This is a genomic window from Vibrio sp. S17_S38 (assembly GCF_014694375.1).
Taxonomy (GTDB): Bacteria; Pseudomonadota; Gammaproteobacteria; order Enterobacterales; family Vibrionaceae; genus Vibrio.
This window is the reverse complement of record NZ_JAAUWW010000005.1, coordinates 146,851-163,105: the sequence shown is the minus strand read 5'-3', so window position 1 is coordinate 163,105 and position 16,255 is coordinate 146,851. Positions and strand designations below refer to the sequence as shown.

The 16,255-nt window shown below is 39.4% G+C and carries 14 protein-coding genes; 3 read left to right on the top strand and 11 right to left on the bottom strand.

Annotated features, from left to right (window positions below; translation table 11 throughout):
* Positions 1-148 precede the first annotated feature (148 nt).
* Positions 149-409, top strand: a complete 261-nt coding sequence (gene rpsT, locus HC725_RS05915) for a 30S ribosomal protein S20 (protein WP_190330856.1) — start codon at positions 149-151, stop codon at positions 407-409.
* 131 nt (positions 410-540) lie between these two features.
* Here the strand turns inward: rpsT and HC725_RS05910 are convergent, their stop codons facing one another.
* From HC725_RS05910 to rppH, 6 genes are all read right to left on the bottom strand, one after another.
* A complete protein-coding gene (locus HC725_RS05910) occupies positions 541-834 on the bottom strand; it encodes an ArsR/SmtB family transcription factor (RefSeq protein ID WP_190330855.1) in 294 nt (97 codons plus the stop codon).
* Positions 835-880: 46 nt separating this feature from the next.
* The gene (nhaR, locus tag HC725_RS05905) at positions 881-1,771 is read right to left on the bottom strand and encodes a transcriptional activator NhaR (protein WP_190330854.1); all 891 of its coding nucleotides are present in this window, start codon (positions 1,769-1,771) and stop codon (positions 881-883) included.
* A gap of 124 nt (positions 1,772-1,895) precedes the next feature.
* The gene (locus HC725_RS05900) at positions 1,896-2,747 is read right to left on the bottom strand and encodes a thymidylate synthase (RefSeq protein WP_190330853.1); all 852 of its coding nucleotides are present in this window, start codon (positions 2,745-2,747) and stop codon (positions 1,896-1,898) included.
* 3 nt (positions 2,748-2,750) lie between these two features.
* Entirely contained in the window at positions 2,751-3,590 is an 840-nt protein-coding gene (gene lgt, locus HC725_RS05895; protein ID WP_190330852.1) for a prolipoprotein diacylglyceryl transferase, read from the bottom strand.
* Positions 3,591-3,761: 171 nt separating this feature from the next.
* On the bottom strand, positions 3,762-6,011 hold the full coding sequence (gene ptsP, locus HC725_RS05890; RefSeq protein WP_190330851.1) for a phosphoenolpyruvate--protein phosphotransferase: 2,250 nt from the start codon (positions 6,009-6,011) through the stop codon (positions 3,762-3,764).
* A 179-nt stretch (positions 6,012-6,190) separates the two neighbouring features.
* The gene (gene rppH, locus HC725_RS05885; protein WP_190330850.1) at positions 6,191-6,706 is read right to left on the bottom strand and encodes an RNA pyrophosphohydrolase; all 516 of its coding nucleotides are present in this window, start codon (positions 6,704-6,706) and stop codon (positions 6,191-6,193) included.
* Between the two features lie 602 nt (positions 6,707-7,308).
* Between rppH and mutH the strand changes: the two genes are divergently transcribed.
* Both mutH and HC725_RS05875 read left to right on the top strand, forming a co-directional pair.
* Positions 7,309-7,983, top strand: coding sequence for a DNA mismatch repair endonuclease MutH (gene mutH, locus HC725_RS05880; RefSeq protein WP_190330849.1), 675 nt, complete (start codon positions 7,309-7,311; stop codon positions 7,981-7,983).
* Between the two features lie 128 nt (positions 7,984-8,111).
* Positions 8,112-9,146 (top strand): NADP(H)-dependent aldo-keto reductase, encoded by a 1,035-nt coding sequence (locus HC725_RS05875; protein WP_190330848.1) that lies wholly within the window; start codon positions 8,112-8,114, stop codon positions 9,144-9,146.
* 64 nt (positions 9,147-9,210) lie between these two features.
* Here the strand turns inward: HC725_RS05875 and HC725_RS05870 are convergent, their stop codons facing one another.
* The 5 genes from HC725_RS05870 to recJ all read right to left on the bottom strand — a co-directional run bounded on the left by HC725_RS05870 (position 9,211) and on the right by recJ (position 16,248).
* Positions 9,211-9,462 (bottom strand): DUF1127 domain-containing protein, encoded by a 252-nt coding sequence (locus tag HC725_RS05870; protein ID WP_190330847.1) that lies wholly within the window; start codon positions 9,460-9,462, stop codon positions 9,211-9,213.
* Between the two features lie 478 nt (positions 9,463-9,940).
* Entirely contained in the window at positions 9,941-11,293 is a 1,353-nt protein-coding gene (locus HC725_RS05865) for a sigma-54 dependent transcriptional regulator (protein ID WP_190330846.1), read from the bottom strand.
* 256 nt (positions 11,294-11,549) lie between these two features.
* Positions 11,550-13,073 carry a lysine--tRNA ligase gene (gene lysS, locus HC725_RS05860; protein WP_190330845.1) on the bottom strand — a complete coding sequence of 508 codons (1,524 nt, stop codon included), beginning with the start codon at positions 13,071-13,073 and terminating at the stop codon, positions 11,550-11,552.
* A gap of 77 nt (positions 13,074-13,150) precedes the next feature.
* Positions 13,151-14,249 (bottom strand): peptide chain release factor 2 gene (gene prfB, locus HC725_RS05855; protein WP_190330844.1). Its coding sequence is split into 2 segments (ribosomal slippage): positions 13,151-14,173 and positions 14,175-14,249, totalling 1,098 coding nucleotides; the frame shifts between segments, so codons are not numbered across the junction.
* Between the two features lie 208 nt (positions 14,250-14,457).
* On the bottom strand, positions 14,458-16,248 hold the full coding sequence (gene recJ, locus HC725_RS05850; protein ID WP_190330843.1) for a single-stranded-DNA-specific exonuclease RecJ: 1,791 nt from the start codon (positions 16,246-16,248) through the stop codon (positions 14,458-14,460).
* Positions 16,249-16,255: the final 7 nt, after the last annotated feature.

Sequence of the window (16,255 nt, the reverse complement as noted above, 5' to 3'; positions counted from 1 at the left end):
CCATCTTAACCGCGTAGACCACACTTCACCAAAAATTGATTTGGTAAAGCTTGGTTTTCGTACAAATCTGTTGACAACCACGTAGGAAAGAGGCATAGTCCTCGCCCTTAAATTGTCACCGAACTAAAGTTTTTTGGGAGTTAGACCCTTGGCAAACAGTAAATCTGCTAAGAAGCGCGCTATCCAAGCTGAGAAACGTCGCCAGCATAATGCTAGTCGTCGTTCTATGATGCGCACTTATATGAAAAAAACTATCGCTGCTATTACAGCTGGCGATAAAGAAGCTGCAACTGCTGCACTAGTTGAAGTAACACCTCTTCTAGATCGCATGGCGACTAAAGGCCTTATTCATAAGAATAAAGCTGCTCGTCATAAGTCTCGCTTCACTGCAGCAATCAAAGCTCTTTAATTTTATATTAAAGCTTAATTGCACAAAAACCGGCCTAGGCCGGTTTTTTTATATCTAAAAATTGAACTCAGAATCTTTAGTTATATAGATTGGTAAAACCAGTCTAGGAACTCAGTTCAATCCCCTTCACTCTATACACTGTACAGCTTGTGTAACTGCTCTATCATGGCTTTTACTTCAGAGTTATGCAGTGAGTAATATACGGCCTGAGACTGCTTCCTTGTTTTAACTAATCCATCACGACGCAACCACACCAAATGCTGTGATAATGCAGACTGGCTTAAAGGTAAAAGTAAGCATAACTCTCCAACCGATAATTCTTTATCATGTAAAAGACACAAAATGTGCAATCTATTTTCATTAGCCATCGCTTTTAAAAGCACGACAGCTTGAGGAAGGTTGTTTTCCATTTTAACTAAATCCATCTTACAACCTCTCAGGATTGGGGATTTTTAAAATCATCAATAAAATTTAACGAAATAAATCACTAAAATCAGCATCACAAACATTTTTCACCGCAGGATGTTGGATCATTCGCTCTGCAAATATAACGTAATATTCTTCTTTTAGCTCTTCAACTTCGCTCACTAAGCACAAAGGTACTTCACCTTTTACTTCATCAAAATAGATAGTAGGTGCTAAGAAAATAACGTCTTTATGATACAGAGCAAAGGCTTTCATTAACGCTGCATCATCGAACTCACCTAATATATTTGGCGTTATTGCATGTCTTTCGAACCAATGCATAACATTGCGCCCCATTGCTGTACGACGTCCGGGAATAAGTAATTTTTTATCTTTTAAAATAGCCGGGAAATTTTGAGAATCTACCACACTAGATGAAAAGAAGCTCATCTTGCATTCACCGAGTTTCTTACTAAATAAACCGGGGCTTTGACTCGAATCAACAGGACAATCGGATAAAATCATATCCAACTTATGCTGAGACAGTTGCTCTAATAATAGCTCATGTGTTGACTCAAAGCAGCGTAAATGAATGCTGTTATCGTCTGGTACTGTCGTCAGTAGAATTTTACTCACTAGCCTTTTAGATAAGGAATCTGCAACCCCTACATCAAACAAAACATTTTTTTGTTGGCTGTAGTTAACTATGTCGAGCATTTCATAGCTCAAACCAAACATTTTATCGGCATAACGAAAAATCATCTGACCCAGCTCAGTGGGCTCGACACTACGACCACTACGCTTTAATAACGTCCCTTTCATACGTTCTTCAAAAGATTTAATTTGCCCTGTCACGGTTTGAGGTGTCAAGAATAATGCTTCTGCCGCTTTTACCACAGAACCTTGTTTACAAACCATCCAAAAATAATAAAGGTGGTTGTAGTTTAAATGTGACATCCATTACCTCGCAAACCGCTAAATAGGCTTTTATTTTAAATTTTTTCGAATAATAAAAAAGCTCCTATTCCGTATAACACGTGGATAGGAGCTACTAAGATTGGCATTTTAGTATCAATAAAATCTAAACCGAAAATGGGTACTTAATTGCATCATGGCATTGATAATCGGTCACATCGAAATCATCTAGGCTCACCCAAGTTTCTAAATCATCTAGAGTCTTAATCTTAGGATTAATATGAAATTGAGGTGCTGGAAAAGGTTCACGCTTTAGCTGAATATCTTTCATCGGTGCAAGTTGGTCTTCATAAATATGGCCATTTACAATTTTATGATACGCAACACCCGCTTTTTTACCGGTAATCTGCGCCATAATGGCTAAAAACACATAAACTTGCACCATATTAAAATTCAAGCCTAGCGGAACATCACATGAGCGTTGAGTACTATTTAAATATAAGGTATCCCCTAATAGAGAAAAGTGATGGCTGTACATACAAGGGCGCAAACACCCCATATGAAACTCGCCTGGATTATAGAAATTTAAAATCTCACCACGATCATCAATACCACGAGTTAAATCATCAACAATTTTTCGTAATTGATCAACCTTCCCCCCATCAGGTTTGGCCCAAGCCCGACCTTGAACGCCATAAACTCGGCCCATATCATCCTCACCTTTACGATAAGAATTATTAAGCCAAGCATCATTTAGGTTGGCATTCGCATCCCACGTTTTGGTGCCAAGCTTACGAAAATCGTCAGCATTATCGTAACCACGAATATAACCAAGTAACTCAGCTACCGCCGATTTCCAGAAACTTTTACGAGTCGTCACCAAAGGAAAAGAATTGTTACCTACATCATAAGTAAGATCGGCATTAACAATGGTTAAACAGCGCTTTCCAGTACGCTCATTTTCAACCCACTGACCTTCATCAATAATGCGTTGGCAAAGTTCTAGATATTGTTTCACAACTTATTTCCCTTTTACTGCTTTGGTGGTTTTTTCATTCGCTGATAATGTCGATTTTTGTGTCTTGTAAGACCAAATCATAATCAAAGCGCCAACAATAATCATCGGCGTGGATAGAATCTGTCCCATAGAAATCACGCCATCAAATAAACCTAATTGAGCGTCAGGCTGACGAACAAATTCAACACTAAATCGGAAGACCCCATAACCGATCAAGAATAATCCAGAAACCGCTCCTGCAGGTCTTGGCTTGCGGATAAACCAATTAAGAATGAGGAACAGCACAACGCCTTCTAAAAAGAATTCATACAATTGAGAAGGATGGCGTGGATACGGGCCACCATTAGGGAAGATAATAGCCCAAGGCACATCGGTGACACGCCCCCATAGCTCTCCATTAATAAAATTACCAATTCGCCCAGCCCCTAAACCAAATGGTACTAGAGGTGCAATAAAATCAGCTACACCAAAGAAAGTCCGCTTATTTTTTCGGGCATACCACCACATTGCGGCGATCACACCCATCAAGCCACCATGAAAGGACATCCCTCCTGTCCATACTTTGAATATGTACAAAGGCTCAGCCATCCAATAGTCAAAACCATAAAATAATACATAGCCAATGCGCCCGCCGAGCACGACACCGAGGAAACCAGCGAATAGGAGATCGGACACTTGTTCACGCGTCCAAGTGCTACCTGGTTTATCTGCACGGCGATTGGCAACATACATCGCAAAAGCAAAGCCAAGTAAATACATTAAACCATACCAACGAACACCAATCGGGCCGATGGCAAAAATAACGGGGTCGATATGGGGAAAGACTAAAAATCCCTGACTCATAAAGAAGGTCTCTCTGTGTTGTAAAATTGAAAAATGGTAAGTAAATGTCTGACCGATAAAGCCAACTTTAGTGCCATCAAATATAAAAAAGGGCCACTGAATGATGGGTATCATAAAGTAAACCCTGATGATATGCAGCACTTCTGCCCTACAGTGACTATATTCTAGTATTTATTTTTTACCCGCTCGGATAAATCCTGCTAGCCCTTTATCTTCAAGATAAGAGCATATTGATTGATAAATCTGGTTACCATACGGTTCAGACAGGGCTTTAATACTTAATTCTGATAATTCCGATACGCTAACATTTCGTAATATATATTTGATTCGAGCCACATTAGAGGTATTCATGCTTAACGAACGGTAACCTAATCCAATTAATATCAATACCCCAATAGGATCACCCGCTAGCTCACCACAAATACAAACGGGTAACTTATATTGTTGGCAAGTATCAAAAATATGCTTTAACGCCATAACAACGGCTGGATGTACATGTTCATAGACATCCGATACTCGGGAGTTATTACGATCTACAGCTAATAAATATTGCGTAAGATCGTTTGTTCCCACCGAGACAAAATCGACTTTATCTGCCACTAAAGGCAATAAATATAACATTGACGGCACTTCAAGCATGATCCCAAGCTGAGGACGAGAAAGATCGGGAATACCTTGTAATACTTCTTGATACGCGCGCTCAAGCAATGCTTTGGCATCATCAATCTCTTGGCAGCCAGAGATCATCGGTAGCATAATACTTAAATTATCAAGTCCAGCACTCGCCTTTAGCATCGAACGTAGTTGGATCAAAAATATATCAGGATGATCTAGAGTGAAGCGGATCCCTCGCCACCCCAAAAATGGGTTATCTTCTTCAATTGGGAAATATGGCAATGCTTTGTCACCACCAATATCCAAAGTACGCATAACGACACTTTTCCCAGGATAAGAGGAAAGGATCGCCCGATAATGCTGAGTTTGCTCATCTTCCGAAGGAAAACCATGTTGCATCAAAAAAGAGATTTCTGTGCGATATAAACCAACGCCATCGACACCTTGATTAATCGCAATATTGGTATCCGCACTTAAGCCTGCATTTAACATTAACTCCACACGATGCCCATCTTTCGTATAGGCTAGTTCAGGCAGCTCTTGCTCTACGAGTTCAGAAAGTTCTTGTTCCTCATGAGACAATGATCGGTATTCTTTTAATAATTGCTTGGTCGGCTCAATAAAAATATCACCGCTATACCCATCAACAATCCCTAACTTTCCTATCAATATATTAGGCTTGATTTGCGCCCCCATAATTGCAGGGATCCCCAGAGCACGAGCTAAAATTGCGGCATGAGAATTAACCGCCCCCTCCAAGGATACAACAGCCAATAATTTATCTCTTGGGATCCCAGCTAAAATAGACGCGGTTAGCTCTCGTACCACCAAAATAACAGGCTCTTTAAAGATAATATCTCGTGCGTCACTATTATGTAAAAAGAACAACAATCGGTGCCCAAGTTCTTTAATATCATTCGCTCGTTCACGTAAATAAGGATCCGACATATCCCCAAAACGTTTAGCGTAAATTTCAATCACTTGTCTTAATGCCCAATCAGCTCGATCACCTTTTTCAATTAACCGATTAAGATCCGCCTTTAACATAGGGTCATGCAGCAAGTGAATATACAATTCAAAAATAGCCAAAGTATCTTTATTTAGCTCACTATCAAATCGTTTACGCATACGGCGAAAATCCGCAATAGCTTGTTCAATCGCAAGCGCCAACCAATCCTTATCGTAATCAGAATTTAACGTAGACGCTGGTGAGACACGAGTCAGATCCGGATGAGTGTCATCCCACCACAAAGGACCGATTGCTATTCCTCGAGATGCGGCAACCCCTTTAAAAGATCGAACCGAGTGACCTTCTAACTTCCATAAACCTTGAGCCTGACTATGCGCAATAATGACCGCTAATTGTGTTGCAAGCGTCACTAAAAAGGATTCTTCAATCTCGCTAAACAATCTAGGGGAACGTTGTTGGATCACCAAAACACCAAGCACTTGGCGACGATGAATAATGGGAGTGCCGAGAAAAGATTGATAGATATTCTCCCCAAGTTCGGGAAAATATTTAAAATTAGGATGTTCTTGAGCTTTGGCTAAATTTAATGGTTCTGCGCTACGGCGTACTAACCCAACCAGTCCTTCAGCAAAAGGAATATGAATGGTTTGCCCTGAAAACTTAAGGCCTTGGGTCGCCATCAGTTCCAATCGATTCTTGCCATTGTTGGCAAGGTAGATAGTACAACATTCCGTTTGCATCGCTTTGCAGGTTTCTTGTACCAAAATGCTAGAGGCTTCTTGTACTGTTTCAGCCTTAGACACTTGTTCAACGATATCTCTCAATTGAATCAGCATTTTGGGGAGTACCTCCTTGAGTGATACCACAATATATACCTATATCAGTTTAGGTATAAACTTTATCCGTTATGTGCCCTTTGCTTAAAGCTGCTGCGTTAATAAACAGGTGTGCCAAGAAAAATCGGCTTTACTCTAATAAGTCTATTAAAGTAAAGCTGATTACTTAATTTATTCATTTATCGACGTGGTTTACGTTTAGCATTATTACTTGGTTCACGAAATGGCATTGCTAACGCAGCGAACTCTTTCATTGCGCGTCGGTAAACATCTCGTTTAAAAGAAACCACTTGCCTAACTGGATACCAAAAACTGACCCAGCGCCACCCATCAAACTCAGGGGTTTTACCTCGATTCATGTTGATATTCGCTTCATCACATTCAAGTCGCAGTAAAAACCATTTCTGTTTCTGTCCAATACAAACTGGTTTTGAATCCCACCGGACTAATCGCTTTGGTAATTTATATCTTAACCAATGACGACTCACTCCGATAAGTTTCACATCTTGTTTTGTAAGACCAACTTCTTCATACAGTTCTCGGTAGAGTGCTTGCTCTGGAGTTTCACCATCATCAATACCACCTTGAGGAAATTGCCAAGAATGTTGTCCGTATCGTTTTGCCCAGAAAACCTGACCATGATGGTTACATATTACAATCCCCACATTTAAGCGGTAACCATCGCCATCTATCACGGCTAACCTCTAATATAAATCTCTGTTACTAGTGATTTTTTCACATATCCACAAAAGGGGCAAATTTCAAGTGCATAATCTAGTGTTTTTTATTACTTAGCGCCCACTTTTAATGATAAATAGACCAAAAAACAACTTATCAACATCGGGATACTCACTATTTAGTATTTATTCACTATTTCTGTGAATAAATGTGTGAAGAAAATGATAAAAGTAAATTATGTAAGAAAAACCACAGAATAAATAATCATCACTCTGATGATCTAATATTTATTTTATAATTAAAAAACAGTTAGATAGAATATTTTTGAATTTAAAAAAATCACCAGAAGATCTTGAGGATCCTTTCTGATTTTTGATCGGTTAAAGATCCATCATGATCGGTATTATCCACATCCATTTTGCTTTTTGACTCGATCTTCTTTCTAAACCATTGTTTATATTTGTTTCAATATAAATAGGTCAAGTAAAAAATGCCTCAATTTGTCTAAAATACATATGGCTTGTGGATAACTTTTATTTTTCTTTTGATCCCGCTAAGACCCTCAAAATATTTTAGGGTAATATTAGACTATTAGTCACTATCTCTTATTGAAAACATCATGCTACCACCACCAAAAACAACACAAGAGTTACTACAACGAGCGAAGAAAATAGCAGGGCAAACCTTTTTTCAGCTTGCTAAACAGGCTGACATTGCGATCCCTGATGATCTTACCCGTGAAAAAGGTTGGGTAGGACAATTACTTGAATGGCATTTAGGCGCCGACGCAGGAAGTAAACCTCAACCGGATTTTGAACATTTAGGCATCGAATTAAAAAGTATTCCAATTGGCTATAGTGGTAAACCTTTAGAAACCACGTTTATTTGCGTTGCTCCATTAACCGGAGTACAAGGCCTAACTTGGGAAGCTTCACACGTAAAACATAAGCTTGCTCAAGTCTTATGGATTCCAGTTGAAGGTGAAAGAGAAATTCCATTAGCCGAGCGTCGAGTCGGCTTACCTTTACTTTGGTCGCCTGATGACGAAGAAAAGCAGCAACTCAAACAAGATTGGGAGGAGCTTATGGAATTTATTGTATTAGGGAAAGTTGAAGAAATTACCGCTAAGCATGGTGAAGTAATGCAACTCCGTCCAAAAGCTGCCAATAGTAAGGTCGTAACTGAAGCCTACAGCGCTTCCGGTCAACCATTTAAAACATTGCCAAGAGGGTTTTATTTGCGCACGCAGTTTACTGAAAATATTTTAAAAAAACATTTGAAACTAACTCAATAATCTAGCTCACTTAGTCTTCATTAATAGCCTAAATAATAAGTAAAACACACCTTCACAACAAAATTTACTCCTCTAACCATTTTGCTATATATTGGGATCAATACGAAAAAGATCATCAAGGACGTTCAATGAAATACCACAAGATCCCACACTCAACACTTGAAGTAAGCAAAATAGCCCTAGGCACTATGACATTTGGTGAGCAGAATACACAAGCAGAAGCCTTTAACCAGCTAGATTATGCCTTTGAGCGTGGCATCAATTTTATCGACACAGCAGAAATGTATCCAGTTCCACCAAAACCAATAACTCAAGGCTCAACTGAAGAATATATTGGTAATTGGTTAGAAAAGTCGGGTAAACGCGAAAAAATCATTTTAACCACCAAGGTAGCAGGCCCAGGTAGACTCTCTCACATTCGTGACAATATGAGCCTTGATCGTCGCAATGTACATTTGGCAATGGACAGTAGCTTGCAACGTCTTAAAACAGATTATGTCGACCTTTATCAGATTCATTGGCCTCAGCGTAATACCAATTGTTTTGGACAGCTTAATTATCCTCATCTAGACGAACAGCAAGAAGTCACCTTAATTGAGACACTAGAAGCACTTGCTGAGTTAATTAAAGCCGGAAAAACACGCTATATTGGAGTATCAAATGAAACGCCTTGGGGTGTAATGACCTTACTTCGTTTAGCGGAAAAACATGATCTGCCAAGAATTATTTCAATTCAAAATCCATATAATTTACTCAATCGCAGCTTTGAAGTTGGTTTATCAGAAATAAGCCACCATGAAGGGGTTGAATTACTCGCTTATTCCCCCCTAGCCTTTGGCATATTAAGTGGTAAATACTTAAATGGTCAACGTCCGGAAGGAGCGCGCTGCAGTCTATTTGAACGTTTTGTTCGCTACTTTACCCCACAGGGAGAAGCGGCAACTCAAGCGTATATTGATGTAGCAGACAAGCATGGCATAGATCCAGTTCAAATGGCATTAGCCTTTGTAAATCAACGTCCTTTCGTTGCTTCCAATATTATTGGTGCAACAACGATGGAACAATTAGAAGCCAATATAAACAGTATTGATACTCAATTAAGTGAAGAGTTACTGAAAGACATTCTACAAGTCGGTGCTCAGTACTCAAATCCTTGCCCTTAGACTCTCGGCCTCTCAGATAGCTAAAAATAAAGGAGTACGACATCAAGGTCGTACTCCTTTTTTATTACGTACTCTGTCGAGCAGTGAGAATCCTACGTAATAGGCGAATACGGCGTTCAGCTTTAGGTGCGCCAGCCTGCGCTTCACCAAATGGACGACCATCCATACCTAAACCAATATCTCGTAATAAATGTTCACTATGCCAAGGAAGGTGGTATTGAGATCGACGAACTTTACGCTTCCACGCATTATTCTCACGCTTAATGTCCGCTTTGACAAATAATGTAGCCAGATGAATATAGATAGAATGACGCATATGTTTTCCTCATAATATTACTGAAATATTTGAGCTAGGAGAAAAACAGATAAAGGGGGATCTATGGCGCCTTTGGCTGCGATTCCCGCAGCCCAAAGGTTACGGAATAATTAGTTAACTCGTTTATTAGATGAGGCCAGCATTGCTACCAAAGTGGCAGACATTACAGCGCGAATCTTAATAATTGCGATAACGGTGGAACACATATGCATAAGAAAAATAAAATGTTTCATTATGTGCCTCCGTTAGTAACTAATTAATCCTGATGGTTTTTATTTGTGAAATTCAATTCACGATTAAATTTTAACCACTTTAACTTTATCTTCAACCTTTAAATTAAGATCAAGATTAAAACAATTTTATAACCTATTAGTAACAAAATATTTGGCAATATATTCGAAATAATCCATTATCCATCTATCTAAAACAACAGATTATGCCAATAAAATAATCCCTATCAATAGAATCAAATATTGTTTCAACAAATAAAACCTTTTGTTTCAGCAGACAAATTATATTTTCCCAATAATCGATACATAGTTGCTCGTGATATACCGAGCTCTTTTGCCGCTAACGATACTTGGCCGTCGTGATTTTCCAAGACACAAAGTAATGCTTTCCGTTCTGAATCTTCACGAATAGTTCTTAGGTTACGTTTATTACTTATTCGTTTTGGCAGATCAAAATTCTCAATCTCGATGACGCTACTTTCTGACATAAGAACTGCGCGCTTAATTTGGTTTATTAATTCTCGAACATTCCCCGGCCAATGATGATTCATTAAATACTTAATAGCTTTAGGGGATATTGTTCGAACTTGTGCATTATATTCACGGCTATTTTGTTGTAGATAATAATATGCAAGTGAATGGATATCAGTACAGCGGTCTTTTAAAGAAGGGACATGAATTTTTAACACATTAAGGTGGTAAAATAATTCACTTAAAAATGCTTTGTCTTGTACATGCGTTTCGATTTCATGATGAGTTGTCACCAAAACTCGTACATCAATCAATTGGCTTCCATGGAAAGCTTCAATACTCTGACTGGTTAATAGATTATGTAAATTTTTTTGCTGAGAAAAAGGCAATGCCGTTACATCTTTAAATATCAACGTGCCTCCATTAGCTTGTTCTATTTTTGATAAAGATCCTGCGGTCGAATTATCGCAATGAATACCAAAAACATCTTGCTCTAAACTCTGTTCAGATAACGCACCACAGTTAATAACAATAACAGGCCCTTTATTACGAGGAGAATATTGATGGATAGAATAAGCGGCAGTCATTTTACCTGTCCCTTGCTCACCCGAAATAATAATTGAAGCATTCGTTAGAGCTAGACGTTTTATTTGCTCTCGTAGGCGCTTCATTGACAGTGAGTCGCCAATTAAACCGGTATGATTATTGACTGAGTTATCCGGCCATATTTTCTTCTCTAATTGAAGCATGCCAAACTGATGGCCAATACAGTCTAATAAACGTTTCTCTGGCATTGGAGAAGTGAAAAAATCGGCACAAAAATGAATAATAAATTGGCAAATAGGATCTGAATTTAATTGATTTTCTTTTATATAAGCAAGCCAACGAATATGTTTATTGGTGGATATTAAACGAGAAATCGCGTGTAAGCTTAAATTCTCTTGGCATAAATCAATAATACCAATGCAAGGACCAACGATTTTATCTAATTGTGGCTGTGCTAATCTAAAATCACCACATTGATAACATATCCAACCAGATTTCCTCACGGAATCAATCCAATATTCTGTTACTCCTCCAATGACAATTAATGAACCTGGCATAGTATTCATCTTAAACTGCCTATGCATAAGTACTTCCCTTTTATTTTTTCATCTAATTCAACCATCTAACAGAATTTTATATTGATGGTCAGAGAAGTTACTATATCGATAAATAAAAATTTCCTTGCCTAAATAGTTCTACAATTTAAAAATTAACGCTTATTAGTCCATCGAATTAACACTATTTTGAAAATACTAATCTACGGATACAAAAAAACCCGCTATCAGGCGGGTTTTATAAAATAACTGATAGATCAAACAGTTATTATCTAGGCATCACTGTTTATTGTTGTGGGCGCATCGCTGGAAATAAAATGACATCACGAATAGTATGTGTATTAGTAAATAACATCGCTAAACGGTCAATTCCTATTCCTTGTCCTGCTGTGGGTGGTAAACCATGCTCTAATGCATTGATATAATCAGCATCATAAAACATTGCTTCATCATCACCCGCATCTTTCGCATCCACTTGTGCTTTAAAGCGTGCATCTTGATCTTCTGCATCATTTAACTCAGAAAATCCATTTGCAACTTCACGACCACCAATAAAGAACTCAAAACGGTCAGTAAAAAATGGGTTTGAATCACTGCGACGTGCAAGTGGAGAAATATCCGCTGGATAGCCAGTGATGAAAGTTGGTTGGATCAATTGTGGCTCAGCAGTTTCACCAAAGATCTCTTCAAGTAACTGACCACAAGTCCAAAAGGTTTCGACATCAACATGAACAGATTTTGCGATCTTAACCATAAAGTTACGATCTTTCACCGTTTCTTCATTTAGATTAGCAATATCAGCGTGATCTGGATTGTAATGTTTGATCGCATCGATCATGCTCATGCGTGCATATTTACCACCGAACTCAACACGCTCTTCACCGTAAGGCATAGAGGTTTCACCCAGCACTTCAACCGCAACCGTACTTAGCATTTCTTCAGTAAGATCCATAAGATCGTTGTAATCCGCGTACGCCATGTAAAATTCCATCATAGTGAATTCTGGGTTATGACGAGGCGATAAACCTTCGTTACGGAAGTTACGGTTTACTTCAAATACGCGATCAAAACCACCGACAACTAAACGCTTCAAATAAAGCTCAGGTGCAACGCGTAGATACATATCAATATCCAATGCATTATGATGAGTAATAAATGGGCGAGCTGTTGCACCGCCAGGGATCACATGCATCATTGGTGTTTCGACTTCTAAGAACGCTTTCTTAGACATGAAATTACGAATAGCCATCACTAATTTAGAACGGATAACAAAAGCATTACGTGAATCTTCATTCACGATCAAATCAACATAACGTTGACGATAACGCGTTTCTTGATCGGTTAAACCGTGGAATTTTTCTGGTAATGGACGAAGCGCTTTGGTTAACAATTCGTAGCTTTCCATATTCACGTAAAGATCGCCTTTACCTGACTTATGTAGGGCACCTTTCACGCCAATAATGTCACCAATATCCAAACCTTGATATTGTTCTTTTAATGCTTTTTGAACATCTTTTGACGCGTATGCTTGAATACGACCAGACACTTCTTGGATCACGAGGAATGGTCCACGTTTTGCCATGATACGACCAGCGATGGCAACCACATGGTTCAATGCTTCTAACTCTTCTTTACTCTGTTCACCAAATTCAGCTTGAAGATCGGCGGCTAAATGTTCACGACGAAAGTCATTTGGATGACCATTGGCTTTACAGTTTTGACGGATATGATCCAGCTTTGCACGACGCTCAGCGATCAATTTATTTTCTTCTACTGCATCTATTTGGTTTTGGCTATTTGATTCAGTCATCAGGTGCCCTTAAATTAGTAAATTGGTTTCTTCTTTCGAAAATTATTTTGCTATTTTTTGCAAGTTTCTGGTTTCAACTACAAACCTGATTTCAAACTTGCTTCAATAAATTTGTCTAAATCGCCATCTAATACAGCTTGAGTATTACGATTTTCGATGCCAGTACGTAAATCTTTAATCCGTGAGTCATCTAATACATAAGAGCGGATTTGACTGCCCCAACCGATGTCTGATTTCGAGTCTTCACTGGCTTGTTTTTCTGCATTTTGCTTTTGCAATTCATACTCAAATAACTTAGCGCGCAATTGTTTCATTGCTTGATCTTTGTTCTTATGCTGAGAACGATCGTTTTGACATTGCACCACAATATTGGTTGGAACGTGCGTAATACGCACCGCTGATTCGGTGGTGTTAACATGTTGTCCACCCGCGCCCGAAGCACGGTACACATCAATACGCAGATCCGATGGATTAATATCGATTTGAATGTTGTCGTCAATTTCAGGATAAATAAATGCAGAAGCAAATGAAGTATGACGGCGGCCACCTGAATCAAATGGAGATTTACGCACTAAACGATGAACCCCCGTTTCGGTACGTAACCAACCATAAGCGTATTCGCCACTCACACGTACTGTCGCACCTTTAAGACCAGCAACATCTCCGTCTGATACTTCAATGATTTCAGTTTTAAAGCCTTTGGATTCAGCCCAGCGTAAGTACATACGCAACATCATTGATGTCCAATCTTGAGCCTCTGTACCACCAGAGCCTGATTGCAAATCAATATAGCAATCTGATGGATCATGATCGCCCGAAAACATACGACGGAACTCAAGCTTAGCGAGTTTTCCTTCAAGCTCAGCGAGTTCAGGTTCAATTTCATCGAAAGTTTCTTGGTCTTCTTCTTCAACAGCCAGTTCCAATAAACCTTCTACATCTTCGCCGCCTTGGTCAAGAAGATCGATGGTTTCGACCACCGCTTCTAATGAAGCGCGTTCTTTACCAAGGGCTTGAGCACGTTCAGGTTCATTCCAAACATCGGGTTGTTCAAGTTCTGCGTTAACTTCTTCTAGACGCTCTTTCTTGGCATCATAGTCAAAGATACCCCCTCAAAACGTTTGTGCGCTCGGCAACGTCTTGAAGGCGGTTTTTGATAGGATTGATTTCAAACATTTTGGCTCATCGCTAATTTGGAGAAATAGGTTTGTTTTAACCCGACGATTCTACATAAATACACTTGAATTTCACAGTGTTTTCAGATCACTATTTATACTCGTCTGACTTGAAGATGCCGCTTTGTTGGTATTCTCATTCTGCCTAATCACTTAGGATCGTTAATCTAATGGGGCTTCTTTTATTTCCCATCTCACTGCAACTTCAATTAGTTGGGTATAGCCTCTAAATGATCCACCATTAATTGCAATGATTGGTTACCTCTAAACTCATTAATATCGAGCTTATACGCTAAATGAACAGTTTTAACGGAAGTATCAGGCCAGCGGCGTAAATCAATATTAAAAGCGATGGCATCAATCATAATATTAGTGCGATTACCTTGCCCTTCTTGATTTGAAAAAATAGGTTCTAGCATCATTTTCAAATGCTTTTCACCCACCAGTTTTTGATGAAGCAACTTAAACTCACCATCAAATACAGGTTCAGGAAAAGCTTGTCCCCACGGGCCACCAGCTCGTAATATTTCAGCGGTTTGCATAGAGAACTCTTCAGGAGACAATTCGCCATCGGATAATATTACACCTTTAAGGTCGGATTCATCCAACTCGGAGCGAACCGCTTGATCAAATAATTGGCTGAAGTGTTGATATTGATCGCGTTGAATTGTTAGGCCGGCAGCCATCGCATGACCACCAAATTTAATGATCACACCTGGATTTTGAGTATCAATTCGATCTAATACATCACGCATATGTAAACCAGCAATTGAACGGCAAGATCCTTTTATGACTGCAATACCTTGGTTATCTTCGCCACCGTCAGCAAATGCAATCACTGGTCGATAAAATTCATCTTTAATTCTCGAGGCTAAAATGCCGATTACACCTTGGTGCCAATCAGCTTGATATAAAGTCACCCCGTACGGCAATTGGCTGTCTTTAGCTAAGCAATCTTTACCATTAAGTAATCGTTCACAAAATGCCATCGCTTCTTGCTTCATGCCTTGCTCAATCTCACGGCGCATTTGATTTAAACCATCAAGCTCACTGGCCATTCTTCTTGCTGCATGGATATTGTTACAAAGCAGTAATTCAACCCCATACGACATATCTTCTAAACGGCCGGCAGCATTGAGCCTTGGACCTAATGCAAAGCCAAAATCGGAGGCGACTAATTTTTTTGCATCTCGCTTTGCCACCTCAATAAGCGCTTGAATGCCTGGCCGAGCTTTTCCGGCGCGAATACGTTGCAAACCTTGATGTACTAAAATGCGGTTGTTTTCATCTAAAGCCACAACATCAGCCACCGTGCCAAGCGCAACAAGATCAAGCAACTCCGCTAAGTTTGGCTCAGCAATATTCTGTTCAGCAAACCAATTTTGTTGACGCATTTGTGCTCGCAACGCCAACATAAGATAAAAAGCAACACCAACGCCAGCTAAGGCTTTAGACGGAAATGAACATTCTTGCAAATTAGGATTCACCATGGCATCCGCATTGGGTAATTCATATCCCGGCAAATGGTGATCGGTCACAATGACTTTTAAGCCTTGCAGCTTGGCATAAGCAACACCATCAATTGAGGAAACACCATTATCCACAGTCATGATCACTTGCGCGCCAAGTTCGATAGCTTGATCAACCACTTCAGGGCTTAATCCGTAACCATCTTCAAATCGATTAGGGACTAAATAATCCACATTATTACTGCCAAGCATACGGATCGCTAATACCGATAATGCCGAACTGGTGGCTCCATCGGCATCAAAATCTCCGACTACAATAATGCGTTGATTAGTTTTAATTGCCTCAAATAACAGCTCAACTGCAAGAGTAATGCCATGCAACGATTGGTAAGAATGTAGCCCTTTCGCCCCTCTTTCTAATTGTGTCGCATCGGTAATATTACGATTCAAATAAAGGCGTCGAAGCAATGCCGGAATAGAATCTGGTAATAATGCAACATCAACATCTGGGCGTCGGGTAATAGCAGTCATAAATAAT

Bases quoted from the DNA above. Each gene is read 5' to 3' on its own strand.
- nhaR (WP_190330854.1), bottom strand. From the start codon at position 1,771: ATGTCACATTTAAACTACAACCACCTTTATTATTTTTGGATGGTTTGT.
- lgt (WP_190330852.1), bottom strand. From the start codon at position 3,590: ATGAGTCAGGGATTTTTAGTCTTTCCCCATATCGACCCCGTTATTTTT.
- HC725_RS05910 (WP_190330855.1), bottom strand. From the start codon at position 834: ATGGATTTAGTTAAAATGGAAAACAACCTTCCTCAAGCTGTCGTGCTT.
- mutH (WP_190330849.1), top strand. From the start codon at position 7,309: ATGCTACCACCACCAAAAACAACACAAGAGTTACTACAACGAGCGAAG.
- HC725_RS05870 (WP_190330847.1), bottom strand. From the start codon at position 9,462: ATGCGTCATTCTATCTATATTCATCTGGCTACATTATTTGTCAAAGCG.
- HC725_RS05865 (WP_190330846.1), bottom strand. From the start codon at position 11,293: ATGCATAGGCAGTTTAAGATGAATACTATGCCAGGTTCATTAATTGTC.
- ptsP (WP_190330851.1), bottom strand. From the start codon at position 6,011: ATGCTGATTCAATTGAGAGATATCGTTGAACAAGTGTCTAAGGCTGAA.
- recJ (WP_190330843.1), bottom strand. From the start codon at position 16,248: ATGACTGCTATTACCCGACGCCCAGATGTTGATGTTGCATTATTACCA.
- HC725_RS05875 (WP_190330848.1), top strand. From the start codon at position 8,112: ATGAAATACCACAAGATCCCACACTCAACACTTGAAGTAAGCAAAATA.
- lysS (WP_190330845.1), bottom strand. From the start codon at position 13,073: ATGACTGAATCAAATAGCCAAAACCAAATAGATGCAGTAGAAGAAAAT.